Source organism: Fusobacterium sp. (genome assembly GCF_029258315.1).
GTDB lineage: Bacteria > Fusobacteriota > Fusobacteriia > Fusobacteriales > Fusobacteriaceae > Fusobacterium_B.
Genome location: NZ_JARHZE010000063.1, coordinates 43,124 through 58,813, shown reverse-complemented (window position 1 = coordinate 58,813; position 15,690 = coordinate 43,124). Strand labels below are relative to the sequence as shown.

At 27.8% G+C, this 15,690-nt stretch carries 14 protein-coding genes; 7 read left to right on the top strand and 7 right to left on the bottom strand.

Translation table 11 applies throughout. The annotated features are described in order from the left end of the window. From Q1J48_RS05085 to Q1J48_RS05070, 4 genes are all read right to left on the bottom strand, one after another. Positions 1 to 644, bottom strand: a 644-nt coding sequence (locus Q1J48_RS05085; protein ID WP_300361662.1) for a Mur ligase family protein, incomplete at its 3' end; no start/stop codon positions are given. Positions 645 to 674: 30 nt separating this feature from the next. Beyond that, entirely contained in the window at positions 675 to 1,763 is a 1,089-nt protein-coding gene (mraY, locus tag Q1J48_RS05080) for a phospho-N-acetylmuramoyl-pentapeptide-transferase (protein WP_300327893.1), read from the bottom strand. Positions 1,764 to 1,775: 12 nt separating this feature from the next. Beyond that, the gene (locus Q1J48_RS05075) at positions 1,776 to 3,050 is read right to left on the bottom strand and encodes a UDP-N-acetylmuramoyl-tripeptide--D-alanyl-D-alanine ligase (protein ID WP_300361659.1); all 1,275 of its coding nucleotides are present in this window, start codon (positions 3,048 to 3,050) and stop codon (positions 1,776 to 1,778) included. A gap of 102 nt (positions 3,051 to 3,152) precedes the next feature. Next, the gene (locus Q1J48_RS05070) at positions 3,153 to 3,710 is read right to left on the bottom strand and encodes a D-glycero-alpha-D-manno-heptose-1,7-bisphosphate 7-phosphatase (RefSeq protein ID WP_300361656.1); all 558 of its coding nucleotides are present in this window, start codon (positions 3,708 to 3,710) and stop codon (positions 3,153 to 3,155) included. Positions 3,711 to 3,933: 223 nt separating this feature from the next. On the opposite strand from Q1J48_RS05070, the gene Q1J48_RS05065 reads away from it, so the two are divergent. The 6 genes from Q1J48_RS05065 to Q1J48_RS05040 all read left to right on the top strand — a co-directional run bounded on the left by Q1J48_RS05065 (position 3,934) and on the right by Q1J48_RS05040 (position 10,471). After that, positions 3,934 to 4,416: an SGNH/GDSL hydrolase family protein gene (locus Q1J48_RS05065; protein ID WP_300327899.1), complete on the top strand. Its 483-nt coding sequence runs from the start codon at positions 3,934 to 3,936 to the stop codon at positions 4,414 to 4,416. A 10-nt stretch (positions 4,417 to 4,426) separates the two neighbouring features. Next, entirely contained in the window at positions 4,427 to 5,248 is an 822-nt protein-coding gene (locus Q1J48_RS05060; RefSeq protein WP_300361652.1) for a putative RNA methyltransferase, read from the top strand. 25 nt (positions 5,249 to 5,273) lie between these two features. Beyond that, complete coding sequence (locus Q1J48_RS05055; RefSeq protein ID WP_300327903.1) at positions 5,274 to 6,599, top strand: YjiH family protein; 1,326 nt, start codon at positions 5,274 to 5,276, stop codon at positions 6,597 to 6,599. A 455-nt stretch (positions 6,600 to 7,054) separates the two neighbouring features. Continuing rightward, on the top strand, positions 7,055 to 7,969 hold the full coding sequence (gene glsA, locus Q1J48_RS05050) for a glutaminase A (RefSeq protein WP_300327905.1): 915 nt from the start codon (positions 7,055 to 7,057) through the stop codon (positions 7,967 to 7,969). Positions 7,970 to 7,990: 21 nt separating this feature from the next. Next, complete coding sequence (locus tag Q1J48_RS05045; RefSeq protein ID WP_300327907.1) at positions 7,991 to 9,382, top strand: alanine/glycine:cation symporter family protein; 1,392 nt, start codon at positions 7,991 to 7,993, stop codon at positions 9,380 to 9,382. Positions 9,383 to 9,646: 264 nt separating this feature from the next. Continuing rightward, positions 9,647 to 10,471, top strand: coding sequence for an EFR1 family ferrodoxin (locus Q1J48_RS05040; RefSeq protein WP_300327909.1), 825 nt, complete (start codon positions 9,647 to 9,649; stop codon positions 10,469 to 10,471). Between the two features lie 48 nt (positions 10,472 to 10,519). On the opposite strand, the gene Q1J48_RS05035 is transcribed toward Q1J48_RS05040, so the two are convergent. Genes Q1J48_RS05035 through Q1J48_RS05025 form a run of 3 tightly spaced genes read right to left on the bottom strand, consistent with a single transcriptional unit; the run spans position 10,520 to position 13,255 of the window. Then, positions 10,520 to 12,115 (bottom strand): S1 RNA-binding domain-containing protein, encoded by a 1,596-nt coding sequence (locus Q1J48_RS05035; RefSeq protein ID WP_300361649.1) that lies wholly within the window; start codon positions 12,113 to 12,115, stop codon positions 10,520 to 10,522. After that, the gene (gene ispH, locus Q1J48_RS05030; RefSeq protein ID WP_300361647.1) at positions 12,096 to 12,983 is read right to left on the bottom strand and encodes a 4-hydroxy-3-methylbut-2-enyl diphosphate reductase; all 888 of its coding nucleotides are present in this window, start codon (positions 12,981 to 12,983) and stop codon (positions 12,096 to 12,098) included. The genes Q1J48_RS05035 and ispH overlap by 20 nt, the downstream gene beginning before the upstream one ends. 2 nt (positions 12,984 to 12,985) lie before the next feature. Next, complete coding sequence (locus tag Q1J48_RS05025) at positions 12,986 to 13,255, bottom strand: HPr family phosphocarrier protein (RefSeq protein WP_300327914.1); 270 nt, start codon at positions 13,253 to 13,255, stop codon at positions 12,986 to 12,988. 298 nt (positions 13,256 to 13,553) lie between these two features. Between Q1J48_RS05025 and Q1J48_RS05020 the strand changes: the two genes are divergently transcribed. Continuing rightward, a complete protein-coding gene (locus Q1J48_RS05020) occupies positions 13,554 to 15,671 on the top strand; it encodes a glutamine synthetase III family protein (RefSeq protein WP_300327916.1) in 2,118 nt (705 codons plus the stop codon). Positions 15,672 to 15,690: the final 19 nt, after the last annotated feature.

Sequence of the window (15,690 nt, the reverse complement as noted above, 5' to 3'; positions counted from 1 at the left end):
TCATTTAATCTTTTTAAAGTTTCCTCATCATTTAAATTATAGATAAATATTTTATCATCTCTTTGGTTTTTGCAAATATTAAATTTAGCATCATAGTAGTCTTCAACTGCTGAATATCTATCAAGATGATCAGGAGAAAGATTTACAATAAGAGATATATCAGCTGTGAAATCTTTAATCCCTTCTAATTGGAAAGAGCTTAATTCTAAAACAGCATACTCAAGATCCCTATTTTCTAAAATCAATTCCGCAAGAGAGTTTCCAATATTACCTGCATGCATTGCTTTTAATCCAGCTTTTTGTAAAAGTTCAGTTATTTTAGAAGTAGTTGTAGTTTTTCCATTACTTCCAGTGATAGCAATAATTTTTGTAGATAGATTATTATCTTTTATATATCTATATCCTAGTTCAATCTCATCAATAACATCTATATTTTTTTCAAGAGCAGATTTAACTAAAAAATTATCAAATGGAATACCAGGACTTTTAATAAATAGTTGAACTTCATCAAGAAGTTTAAGAGCAGCCTCAGAAGTTACTCCAGATTTATCATCTACTAAAATCACCTCTATTCCTTCGTGTTCTAGTAACTTTTTTGCACCTTTACCACTTACACCATTACCAAAAACTATGGCCTTTTTCATATAAACAACCTCCAATTATAATAATAAAACTTATAGAATTCCTTTTAATCTAATAATACTTAAAGCTAATCCACCACAAAGAAGAGCCATTATCCATAATCTAAAAGTTACTTTAGACTCAGGGATTCCCATTAACTCAAAGTGATGATGAATAGGAGCCATTCTAAATATCCTTTTTTTTCTTAATTTATAAGATCCAACTTGTAGAATAACAGAAACAGCTTCCATAACAAAAACTCCACCAATAATAGGAATCAATAATTCTTGCTTTAATATAACTCCAATTACCCCAATGATTCCCCCTAAAGTAAGAGAACCAGTATCTCCCATAAATATTTGAGCGGGATAACAATTGTACCAAAGAAAAGCAAGTCCAGATCCAATTATAGTGGATAAAAATACGGCAATCTCTCCAGATCCAACTATATAGAATAATTTTAAGTGAGAACTCATTTCAATATGACCAGAAAAATATGCAATGGAAGTAAGAATTGAGCTAGCTATTATAACAGGCATAGTAGCAAGTCCATCAAGTCCGTCTGTTATATTAACAGCATTAGAAGTACCATTTACAACAAAAATAATAAAAATTAACATAAAAAAGCTACCTATATATAATGAAGAATTTGATATTAATGGATTAACAATAGAGAAATCAAAAATTTTATTTCCAGTAATTCCAAACTCTTTTATAAATATCCAAACAATTACAGAAATAAGAGTTTGACATAACATTTTTTTTCTTGCGGAAAGTCCATCCTTATTGACTGTAAATTTTTTATAGTCATCAATAAAGCCAAGAGCACTAAAAAGAAAAGTAGTGATAATCAAAAGAATTACAAATTTATTTGATAGATCACAAACAATTAAAGTAGAAAGTAGAGCTCCAAAAATCATAAGAACTCCTCCCATAGTTGGAGTTCCTTTTTTAGAATAATGGGATGCTGGACCACATTCTCTAATCTCTTCACCAAATTTTTTCTTTTTTAAATATTTTATAAATGGGGCTCCAGTTACAAGAACAATTAAAAAAGATAAAACAAAACCAATAGACATTCTTAAGTAAATTGAACTTAAGAAACTTAATTTTTCATACAATTCTCCTAAAATATATAACATTTTTACTCCTAATTAAATTATTTCCCAAAGATGATTAAAGTTAGAACCTTTTAATAATATAATATTATCTTTGTATTTTTTATTTATTAATTCTTTTATTTCTTCCTTAGAATTACAGAAAATTAATCTTTCATCATTAAAGTTTTCCAAGGCTTTTTTCATTCTTTCACCCAATAAAATAAAATTATCAATCTCGGTAGTTAAAGCAAAATCAATAACATCTTTATGATATTTTATTTCATCAGCTCCCATTTCACCCATATCAGCTATAATAGCCAATTTTTTATTGTCAAATTTTATATTATTAAAAGTTTCGAGAGATGCTTTCATTGAAACAGGACTAGCATTGTAAGCATCATTAATATAAAATATTCCATTTTTTACTATCTTTTCAAATCTCATTGGTGTTACTTGAACAGAATCAAGTCCAGTTTGAATTTCTTCTTTTGATAATCCAAGGGATAGTCCTAAAGAAATTGCAATAGAAGCGTTGATACAATTGTGCTTTCCATTTAATTTAAAAAGATAATTCTCATTATTTAAACTGAATTTAACTCCTTCAGAAGTTTCAGTATAATTATTTATAATAAAATTATTTTCACTATTAAATCCAATTTTATTTCCTAGAAGTTTAGAAAGATAAACATCATCTCCAAAAATAAATAAATTTTCTTTTGGAATATAATTTTTTATTTGACTTTTTTCTTCGAATACATTGTCTCTGTTAATCATAAACTCTAAATGAGAATCACCAATATTGGTAATAACCCCATAATCAATACCAGCTATTTCACAAAGAATAGGAATCTCTCCTTTATGACTCATACCCATTTCAATAACTCCAAACTCATCATCTTCTTTTAATTGAAGAATAGTGAAAGGAAGTCCGATATGGTTATTATAATTTCCTAGAGTTTTTTTTGCTTTATATTTAGAAGAAAGAACTCCATGAATAATATCTTTTGTTGTAGTTTTACCTTCACTGCCAGTGATACCAATAATTTTAGTATTAAGCTTTTGACGATAATTTTTTGCAAGCAGTTGCATAGCTTTGATAGAATCCTCAACAACAATAACTTTATTGTTATTTTTCCAATGAGAATCATCACAGATAACAAGGGAAGCACCTTTATCAAGAACTTCTTGAATATAATTTTTCCCGTTATTGATAGCAATAAAAACATCATCTTTACCAATTTTTCTACTATCAATTTCCACTTTTGAAATATGATTTATTTCAAAAATTTTTCCAAATGTTTCATTTAATGTTTCAATTAGCTTTTCCATAAATTCTCCAAAATTATAAATTATATTTTTATATAAAAATAACAGAACTATTTTATATTCTATCACTTTTAGTTAGGGTTTTACAACTTAAAAATAAATATTTTATGATTTATTTTTTAAAGAAATAGCAAAGTCATAAAGAGAATTGAAAATTGAAATATTATTGGAATAATTATCAATTTTTATATCTTTTTCTTTACCTAAAAAAACAGATTTAACTCCAGCATTTAATCCAGCCTCTACATCGGACTCTTTATCTCCTACCATATAAGATAAGGAAGGATCTATATCAAACTCCTCAATTCCTTTTAGTAACATACCAGGATTTGGTTTTCTGCAAGCACAATCACTTTTATATTTTCCAATTCCTTTACTAGGATGGTGAGGGCAATAATAATATTTAGAAATAATAATTCCCTTTTTTTCTAAAAGTTTAGAAAGGTTAATGTGGAGAGTTTCAACATCATTTTCTTTATAATATCCTCTAGCTACTCCAGATTGATTTGTGACTACTATCAAAATATATCCTAAATCATATAATATTTTTAAAGCTTCATCAGCTTTTGGTTCAAATTCAAAATCTTCTATTTTATATAAATATTCCTTATCAATATTAATAGTTCCATCTCTATCCAAAAAAATAGCTTTATTAGTTTTCATAAAATCATCTCCCTAAAATAAATTAAGCCTAAGCTAATCCCTATTTTAACATAAAAAATTTAATTATACTAACAAAACTTTGGAAGGAATTTTATCATGAAATTATGGATTTTTTGTGTCAAGAGAAACTAAAAGGAAAATAATTAAAAAAATAATTAAAAAAATCAGTTAATTATGTTACAATATCGTGATGAAGAAAATTTCCAGTTTATAAGGAGAAAAAGTGGATAAGAAAATAGTTTTTTTAGGGGATAGCATAACAGCTTGGAATAAGTATCCAGAAGTTGAAAACTATGGAGTTCCAGGATATTTTTCGAGAGATGTTTTATGGCTATTGGAAGAAAATGAAAATATAAAAGGTGATACTTCTGTTTTGATGGTAGGAGTAAATGATATTTTAGGCAATGTTTCCTCAGAAAAAATCTTTCAAAATATTTTAAAAATTTTAGATATTTTAAGTGAAAGATTTAAAAGAGTTATTGTTGTTTCGGTTTTACCAACAATGTATGTGGATAAAAATAAAAAAATAAGGAACCTAAATTTTTTCTTAAGAGAACAACTTTTTACAGAAAAACTGATGATAGATAATTTATTTTTAAATAGTATGGGAGTTTTAGATAATAAATATAGTCCAGATGGAGTTCATTTAAGTCCAGATGGTTATCGATTGTTAAATAAAAAATTAAAAGAGATAATAGAAGAGTAGAGAGGGAAAAATGAAAATTTGTCCAAAATGTAAAGAAATATTAGAAAAAGATGGGAAAAATTACCATTGTAAAAATGGTCATACTTATGATATGGCTAAAACAGGTTATGTGAATTTATTGTTAGATAATCAAAAACATAGTAAAAATCCAGGTGATGATAAGGATATGGTCATCAGTAGAAAAAATTTTTTAGAAAAGGATTATTATAAAGGGATATCTAATAAGGTAAATGAAATTATTTTAAAATATTATTCTGAGAATGATATCTCCATCTTGGACATTGGGTGTGGAGAAGGTTATTATACAGATAATATGAAAAAATTTTTAGATGAAAAGGAAATAAAAAGTAATATTATAGGGATAGATATATCAAAAGAAGCAGTAATAAGTGCATCTAAAAAAAATAAAAACATAGATTGGGTAGTTGCCAGTGCGTCTAATATACCAATAGAAGATGAGTCATTGGATTATATAGTGTGTATGTTTGCGAAAATAATACCAGAAGAAAAAATGAGAACATTAAAAAAAGGAGGATATTTAATAATTGTATCTACTGGAGAAAATCATCTTGAAGAGATGAAAAAAGTGGTATACAAAGAAGTAAGAAAAGATTTCTATTCGCCAATAGAAGATTTAAAAATATTTGAATATATAGAAACAGTAAATTGTGCTTACAAAACAACTATAAAAGAAAATGAAAGTATAAAAAGTTTATTTAATATGACACCATACAGATGGAGAAGTCCAAGAGAAGGGATAGAAAAATTATTTTCATTAAATGAACTAGAAATTACAGTGGATGTAAATATAGATATTTTTAAAAAACCTTAAATAAAAAATAAAATCAGGAGGGAAGATGGCAGTTTTTAAATTTTTATTTTATTCAATTTTAGGAGTTATGGCTTTTTTAGCTCCAATAACAATTGGAGGAGAGTCGTCAATTTTGATGGCACATATCAAAGCTTTGATAATAGATGGTTATATTGAACAAATAAGAGGATTAGTTGTAGTTGTTTCAGTGGTTACAATAATTGGAACAATTATAGGATTTGTAAAAAAAGATTTTAAAAATCAATATTTAAAAGAATTTTTTGTTTGTGGACCAATTAATGGATTAGCAAGAATATTAGGAGGAATTTTCTTTTTAATGGTTCATTATGGAGTGGGACCAAGTATAATTTTAGATCCAAATACAGGAGGAATGATGGCAACAGACTTATTGCCATCTTTAATGGTAACATTCTGTGTAGGGGTAATGTTAATGCCATTCTTGACAGCATTTGGATTAGTAGAATTTATTGGAGTTTTAATAGCTCCATTTATGAGAAAAGTTTTTAAAGTTCCAGGATATGCAGCTATTGATGCGATAGCATCTTTTTTAGGTGATGGAACAATAGGAATAGTTGTTACAGACGAACAATATCAAAAAGGATATTATACTCAAAGAGAAGCTGTAACAATAGCAACATCTTTTTCAATAGTTGGAATATCATTTGCTGCAGTTGTTGCAGATTTATTAAGATTATCAGATAGGTTTGTTATTTTTTATGCAACAATAGCATTTTCTACCATTATAGCTGGAATGATTATTGCAAGATTACCTTTAAAGAAATTTAAGGATGAGTATTACATGGGAAAAAATTTTGCTGGAGAAGAAGCGAGTACTTCTTTTTACTCAGCTATAAAAAAAGCTACAGAAGTAGCATCAAAAGCTAATTTAGTCAGCATATTAATGGATTCAGTAAAAAAAGTTGGAATACTTTATATAACATTTATACCTGTTATTATGTTTATGGGAACTTTAGGACTTGTTATAGCAGAGCATACAAGTATTTTTAAAATAATTTCAATGCCTCTTATTCCAATTTTAAGAGTTTTTGGCTTCTCTAAAGAGGTTTCAGCAGTGATGGCACCAGCAATGATAGTTGGATTTTCAGATATGTATCTACCATCATTATTAATAGAAAGTGTTCCAAGTGAAATGACAAGATTTTTGATAGGAACTTTATCTTTTGCACAATTAATTTTCTTAAGTGAAACAGGAATGATATTAGTTTCTTCAAAAATAGGATTTAATTTCTGGGATACACTAAAATTCTTTATATTAAGAACAGTGATCACATTTCCAGTTATATATATTATAGTAAAAATACTTTATAGTATGGGAATCTTAATGAATTAATAAAATTAGAAAATTACAATAAAAAGAGAGAGTTTTTGGCTCTCTTTTTTTGATTAAAAAAATATCGTAAAAGGATTATTTTATGATAAAAGAAAAAAAATAAAAAAAAAGATTTAGGTTAAAAAATAGAAGTATGATATAATTACCCACATAAATTTACTAAATAAAATATATAAAATCAATCTTGATATAAAATAAAATTAATTTTAATAATTATTTATAAAAACAGAAAAAATGATATATTGAATGAATAATAAAAATGAAATTTAAAAAAATAAGAGAGTTTAAGAAAATTATAAAAAAATAATATAAAAAATATATGTTTAATATTTCAGAAATATATTGACATATCAAAATGAAAGTTGTATAGTGTCATTAAGTTGTTTGTGCTTGTATAACATAAAAAAACTATAATAATAGAAAAAAATGTTTTGAAAAGTATCACGGAGGAAAAAATGAATGACTTATTGAGAAATTTAGTGAAGAAAAATCAGGTAAAAGCGAAATTAGGAGAGGTTGCTAATTATATTCCAGAATTGGACAAAGCAAAAAAAGATGCTCTTGGAATTTGTATTTATGATATAGATGGAAATGAATATTTTGCAGGAGATTGTGAAGAAAAATTTACAGTACAAAGTATTTCTAAAATAGTAACTTTGATGTTAGCAATTTTAGATAATGGAGAGGAGTATGTTTTCAATAAAGTAGGAATGGAACCAACAGGAGATCCATTTAACTCTATAAAAAAATTGGAAACATCAAGCAGAAAAAAACCATATAATCCTTTAATTAATGCAGGAGCAATAGCAGTAAGTTCAATGATAAAAGGAAAAGATGCAAGAGAAAAATTTGGAAGATTATTAGAATTTTTTAGAAAAATATCTGAAGATAATACTTTAGATGTAAATTATAAAATTTATTGTGGAGAGTCAGAAACAGGAAATAGAAATAGAGCAATGGGATATTTTTTAAAAAGCCAAGGAATAATAGAAGGAAATGTTGAAGATGCTTTAAATATCTATTTTAAACAATGCTCTATCGAAGTAACAGCTAAGACTTTAGCAAGAATAGGATTATTTTTAGCTAAAAATGGAAAAACAAGTACAGGAGAACAAATTATTACTCCAAGAATAGCCACAATAATAAAAACATTAATGGTTACTTGTGGAATGTATGATAGTTCTGGAGAATTTGCTGTGAGAGTAGGAATTCCATCAAAAAGTGGTGTAGGTGGAGGAATAGTGTCAGTAGTTCCAGGAAAAATGGGAATTGGGATTTTTGGACCATCACTTGATAAAAAAGGAAATTCTATTGCAGGAGTTTATCTTCTGGAGGAACTATCTGAAGAACTTAATTTAACAATTTTTTAAAAATATATTAAGGAGGAAAATATGGAACAGTTATCAAAGATAATAGGATTAGTTAACAATGCATTATACTCGTACCTATTAATAGCATTACTTTTAGTTTTAGGAACATACTTTTCAATTAGAACAGGATTTATTCAAGTAAGAATGATCGGGGAAATGTTTAGACTTTTAAGTGGAAAAAGTTCTAAGACCAAGAAAGGGATATCTTCATTCCAAGCTTTTTGTATATCAATAGCTTCTTGTGTTGGTACTGGTAACTTAGCAGGAGTTGCAATAGCAATTGTAATTGGGGGACCTGGTGCAGTATTTTGGATGTGGCTTATAGCTTTAATAGGAGCCTGTTCAAGTTTAATAGAATGTACTTTAGCACAAATCTATAAAATAAAAGATGGAGAGCATTTTAGAGGCGGACCAGCTTATTATATGGAAAGAGCTTTAGGAAAAAGATGGATGGGTATAATATTCTCAATCCTTATTTCTATAACATATGGTTTAATATTTAACTCAGTTCAAGCAAATACAATGTCTTTTGCTTTCGAAAAGGCATTTGGTATCAGTAGATTACATGTTGGAATGGTTTTAGCAACAGTTACAGCAGTGATAATTTTCGGAGGAATAAAAAGAATAGCTCATGTTGTTGAGATTTTAGTTCCAGTAATGGCAGTAGCATATATTTTAGTAGCATTATTTATAATTGTTAAAAATATAGCTATAATTCCTTCAATAATATCTTTAATATTCTCAAGTGCTTTTGGATTAAGACCAGTAGCAGGAGGATTATTTGGAGTAGTAATTATGCAAGGAATTAAGAGAGGATTATTCTCAAATGAGGCAGGAATGGGAAGTGCTCCAAACGCAGCAGCAACTTCAGATGTTTCTCACCCAGTAAAACAAGGATTAGTTCAAGCTTTAGGAGTATTTACAGATACAATAGTAATCTGTTCTTGTACAGCTTTTATAATATTAATTTCTGGAAACTATACTTCAAATTCTTCTAACGGAATACAACTAACTCAAGATGCAATAGTTTCTCAAGTAGGTTCTTGGGGATCAATATTTATAGCAGCTTGTATTTTATTCTTTGCTTTCTCATCAGTAATAGGAAATTATTATTATGGAGAAACTAATATAGAGTTTATAAAAGCAAATAAAATGTGGTTAACTCTTTATAGAATAGCAGTTGTTGCAATGGTGTTATTTGGTTGCGTTGCTCAAATTCAAATTGTTTGGGACTTAGCAGATTTATTTATGGGACTTATGGCAACAATGAACTTATTAACAATAGCTGTTTTAGCAAGAATCGCAATAGCAGCTGTTAAGGATTATCAGAAACAAAGATCTGAAGGAAAAGATCCAGTATTTAAAGCTAGTAGTATACCTGGACTAAAGAATACAGAGTGTTGGGATGATTAATTAAAAATAAAAGAATAAAATATATCTTTTAGGTCATAAACAATTAGTTTTGTTTATGGCCTTTTTTATTTTTAAGGAAAAAGATATATAAATTTAACAATGGTAAAAAAAGAGATATTTATAAAAATATTGATTTTATAAATTATTTTAAATTGTTATACACTAAAATTACTTTTGTATTGCTAAATATTTTTATCTAAAAAAATTGTATTATTTGTTTATATATAGTATAATATTTAAAACAATAATTTTTTAGGAGGAATTATGATAAAGAAAGTTTTGGGGATGTACTTTTCAGGTACTGGAACAACAAAAAAGGTAGTAAATCATATAGCTGAAAAAATAGCTAAAGATTTAAATCTTGAATATGAGGAGTTTAACTTTACTATCCTTTCAAATAGAAAAATTGAAAAAATCTTTACAGAAGATGAGTTGGTTGTATTTGGGGTACCTGTTATAGCAGGAAGAGTACCTAATTTATTATTAAAATATTTAGATACATTAAAAGGAAATGGAGCTTTAGCTGTTCCAGTGGTTCTATATGGAAATAGAAACTTTGATGATGCTTTAATAGAGCTTAGAAATATATTAAAAGATAAGGGGTTAAGACCAATAGCAGGAGGGGCGTTTATAGGAGAACACTCATTCTCAACTATATTAGGTGCAGGTAGACCAGATGCTAAAGATATGGAAATAGCTACAGGATTTTCAGAAGATATAATTAAGAAAATAACAGGAAAGGATTTTGATCCAGATAAATTAGTTGATGTAAAAGGTGAAACACCAATTCGTTTCTATTATCAACCAAGAGATTCAAAGGGAAATTCAATAGATATTAGAAAAGTTAAGCCAAAAACAAATATGGAACTTTGTAATAAATGTGGAAAATGTATAGAGATTTGTCCTTTAGGATCAATTAACCCAGAAGATCCAAGTGATGTTTTTGGAATTTGTATGAAATGTTGTGGATGTGTAAAAGGATGTCCATCAGGAGCAAAATATTATGATGATGCAAATTATTTATATCATCAACATGAGTTAGAAGATCAATATGCTGGTACTAGACGTGAGCCAGAATTATTTCTATAATAATTAAATAAAAAGGGACTTTTAAAAGTCCCTTTTTATTATAAATAACTACTCTCCAGCAGTTCCATATTTTTCTAATAATTCTTTTGTTTCATTTCTTTCAGCATCTAATTCATATGCTTTAACAGAAATTTTAATTCTTTGTTTTTCTCTGTCTATTTCTATAATTTTACCTTTAACTATGTCTCCAACTTTGAATTTAGATTTAATATCTTTTATAAAATCTTTAGAAAGTAATTGAGTAGGGATAAATCCATCAATACCATTTTCAAGAGTTACAAATACTCCAAAGTCTTGAATATTTTTTATAGGTTTTTCAATAATATCTCCAACTTTAAATTCTTTTAAAGCTTTTTCCCAAGGACTTTCCTCTAAAGCTTTGATACTTCCTTTAAGTTTTCTTTCTTCTGTATCAAGTTCTGTTATTTGTAATTCAACAACTTGTCCTTTTTCAAATTTTTTATTTCCAGTCCAACAGAAATCAGCTTGATGTACAAATACATCAATACCATCTTCAACCTCAACAAATATTCCGTAAGGTTTAACTTCTGCAACTTTACCAGAAACTTTATTTCCTACTGCATATTTAGTTGTAGCATCTTCCCAAGGATCAACAGAAAGTTGTCTGATTCCTAGTTTTAATTTTCTAGATTCAGGTTTTAATTCAAGTATTTTAACTTTAACAATATCTCCAACTTTTAAAAATTCATTAACAGAAAGTTTTTTCTTATTCCAAGTTAAATCAGAGATGTGAACAAGTCCTTCAACACCATCAATTAACTCAATTAAAGCTCCATATTGTAATATTTTATTAACTTTTCCATCAACTACATCATCAACTTTAAATGATTCAGCAGCAACATCCCAAGGATTTTTTGTAAGAGATTTTATAGAAAGTTTTATATTTTTCTTATTTTCTTCAAGTTCAATAACTTTAACTTGAATAGTATCTCCAATATTATATCCTTCAATTTTTTCAGATTTTTTCCAAGAAAGTTCAGAGATATGAATAAATCCTCTTAATTTACCAATTGAAACTACAATTCCAAATGGAAGTATTTCAGTGATAACTCCTTCAGTTACATCTCCAACATTTATTTTTTTAAATTCTTCGTCTTTTTCAGCAAGGACAATATCTTTTCTAGATACAGTAACTTTTTTTCCTTTTTTATCTTCTTTAATTTCTTTTACTAAGAAATTGAAAGTTTTTCCAACTATTTCATTAGCATCTCTAGTTTCAGAAAGAGATTTAGGTAAGAAAGTTTGATGAGAGAAAACTTCGACAATATATCCACCTTTAATTTCTTTTAAAACTTTTCCTGTAACTTTTTCTTTATCAGCGAAAGCTTTTTTTAGATGTTCCCAACCAGCTTCCATTTCTATTCTTCTTCTAGATCCTATAAGATATTCTCCCTCTGGAGTTTCTCCTACAAGCATAACCTCTATTTCATCACCAACATTATAGTTTTCTAACTCTTCAGTTCTAACTCTAACAGTAGTTGCTTCTCCAGGTACATCTAAGAAACAGAAATTTCTCTCTTTACTTTCAATAGTACCAACTACTTTTTTTCCATTTCCTCCCTCAGATGGTAGGTAATTTTCAAGTAGAGTTTCAAATTCGTTGTTATAATCCATGTTTGTCATCAAAGTTCCCCCTTATAAATTTTTCTATCTCAATTATTATTTTTTCTGGTGTAGATGCTCCCGCTGTAATTCCAACAGAAGAAGCATTATCAAACCAATTACTATCTAGTTGTGATAGGTTTTCGATAAGATAACTATTTTTATTTATTTCATTAGATATTTCAAAAAGTTTTTTACTATTTGAACTAGCTTTGTCACCAACAATAATAATAACATCGCATTCACTAGCTAGTTTTTCAACAGCTCTTTGTCTTTCATATGTTGCACCACAAATTTTACTGAAAATTTCAATATTATTATATTTTTCTAATATATAATCTTTTATCTTAAAAAATATTTCTTTATTGAAAGTTGTCTGTGTTAGCAGAGTATATCTTTTACTTAGATCTATTTTAAAATCTAAAAAGTCTTCAAAGGAAGCAATAATATCAATGTTTTTTCCAAAAGAGATAATACCTTTTACTTCAGGATGATTTTTATCACCTATAAAAATAATATGGTTTCCCTTGTTTTCAGCTTCAATTAAAGCGTTTCTTATTTTTTCAACAAAAATACAAGTAGCATCATAGATTTGACAGTCACTTTTTTTTAAAAAATTATAAACTTCTTTAGTAGTACCATGAGCTCTAATAACTAAAATATCATTTTTAGTTATATTTATCTTTCCAGATAAAAGCTCCTCCTCTTTAATAAGTTCAAATCCTTTTTCCTTCATGTCGTTTATAACAGTTTTGTTATGAACAAGCATACCTAAAATATACATTTTTTGGGGAAAATTTTTATTGTTTTGAGCAATTTTTTCGCAAAGGTTTACAGCGCCAGAGACACCAAAACAAAACCCCATTTTATCAGCTCTTTTTATAATCATTGCTATTCTTCTCCAAAATATTTTTCTTCAATCAGCTCTCTAAGTGCATCAAGCATTTCGCTTTCATCGTCACCATTAGCAGTAAGTGTTAGAACAGCACCTTGTTCAGCAGCTAAAAGCATAAGTCCCATAATACTTTTCCCGTTAATTTCTTCATCTTCGTACTTAACTTTTATTTCAGAATCGAAATTACTAGCAGTCTGAACAAAAAGAGATGAAGGTCTAGCGTGAAGACCAGCTTTATTTTTTATTTCAACTTCTATTGTCTTCATAACTAATATCCTCCTCCTTTTTTTTTGAGTTATATATCTAAACATTTTCTAAGAAAAAAGAAAGATATACCATTAAATTATATATTATTTATTGTGATTTTTCAAATATTTTCTAAAAAAACTTAAAATTTGTATAAAATAAGAAAAATATAAAAAAAATTAATAAAAAAATTAAAAGAAATTCCTTTACATAGAAAGCAAATTGTGATAAAATCCTCTCCATAAATATTTTGTATAAAAAATGTTTTTATTATTATTTTTTTTAATAGACTAATTGAAAAAAGGGAGGAATATTTTAATGAAAAATATGCTAGAAGTTTTTGGAAAAAATTACTTTTCTGAGTTACAATTGAAAAGTAGAGTTCCAAGTTCTATTTTTAAAGAATTTAAGGCAGTTCAAAGAGGAGAAAAAGAATTGTCAATATCTGTTGCAGAAGTAATAGCTAATGCTGCTAAAAACTGGGCTACAGAAAATGGAGCAACACACTTTACTCACTGGTTTCAGCCTTTAACAGAACTTACTGCTGAAAAGCACGAGTCTTTTATATCAGTATCTTCTGATGGAAATATTTTATCTCAATTTTCAGGAAAAGAACTTATAAAAGGAGAAGCAGATTCTTCATCATTTCCAAATGGAGGACTTCGTTCAACTTTTGAAGCAAGAGGTTATACAGCTTGGGATATCTCTTCACCAATGTTTTTGAGAGGACCGGAAAAAGCAAAGACTTTATTTATACCAACAGCTTTAGTAGGATTTCATGGAGAAACTTTAGATAAGAAAGTCCCTCTTTTAAGATCTATTAACAGTGTTACAAAGGAGGCTCTAAGAATAAAAAGAGCTCTTGGAGATGAAAGAACTGGTAAAATAGATGTAACTTTAGGGATAGAACAAGAGTATTTTCTAATAGAGAAGCAATTTTTAGAAAAGAGAGAAGACTTAATGTTTGCAGGAAGAACTTTATTTGGATCTCTTCCTCCAAAAGGACAAGAGTTAAGTGACCATTATTATGGTGCTTTAAAGGAAAAAGTAGAGTTATTTATGGCTGAGCTAGATTCAGAGTTATGGCAATTGGGAGTAATGGCCAAAACTAAACATAATGAGGTTGCTCCAAATCAATTTGAATTGGCAGTTATGTATTCTTCGGCAAATGTAGCAGCAGACCAAAATCAATTGTGTATGGATATGATTAAAAGAGTGGCTGATAGACATGGATTAGCAGCTCTTTTACATGAAAAACCTTTTGATAAAGTAAATGGATCAGGAAAGCATTGTAACTGGTCCTTAAGCACAGATACTGGAGAAAATCTTTTAGAACCAGAAAATTTAAATAAAGGGAATTTAGATTTTCTTATTTATTTGACAGCTATAATAGAGGCTGTTGATAGATATTCAGATGTGCTTAGAGTTTCAACTGCTACTTCTGGAAATGATCATAGACTAGGTGGAGCAGAAGCTCCTCCAGCAATAATTTCTATCTTTATTGGAGAACCAGTTCAAAATTTATTAGAGAATGTTGATAAATTAAAAATGGGTAAGGAGAAAAAAGAATCAATTGAGCTAGGAACATACAATGTGCCAAAAATACCAAGAGATAGTTCAGACAGAAATAGAACTTCACCTTTTGCATTTACAGGAAATAAATTTGAATATAGAATGCCTGGTTCAAGTGCATCACCAACTACTCCAGTATTTATTATAAATACAATTGTGGCTGATGTTTTAAGAGAATATGCAGATATTTTAGAAAAAATAGAAAATAAAGATGATATAACTGAAGAAGTAAAAAAATTAATAAAAGAAAGATATAATCAACATAAAAGAATAATTTTTAATGGAAATGGTTATGATGAGGCTTGGGTTGAGGAAGCAGAAAAAAGAGGATTGCCAAATTTAAGTTGTACTGTTGAAGCTTTACCTGTTTATAAGAAGGAGTCTACTGTTGAACTTTTCGAAAGAAACGGAGTTTTAAATAGGGAAGAACTTAATTCTATCTTTGTTATTTATACAGAAAGATACAACAAGCAATTAAAGATAGAAACAACAACAGCTATTAGGATGGCAAGAAATGAAATATATCCAGCAATAATGAGATATATGAACAACATAGCTACTTCAATAAAAAATATTCAATTAGCTCTAGGACCAGACTATGAAAATTATCTTGATGGAGATAGAAAACACCTATTAAAGGTAATAAATGGAAAAGATCATTTAAGAAATTCATTGAGAGAGTTAGAAAAAGATTTTACAGAAGCTATGAGTATAAAAGATCAATATGAAAGAGCCAAATATTACCATTATCATGTCGTTCCAAGGTTAAAACATTTGAGAGAATGGGTTGATGTATTAGAACATTTATGTGAAAAAAGTTTATGGCCGTTCCCAGTATACGAAGACTTATTATTTAAATTATAAAAAAGTAGTTAAGAAATAC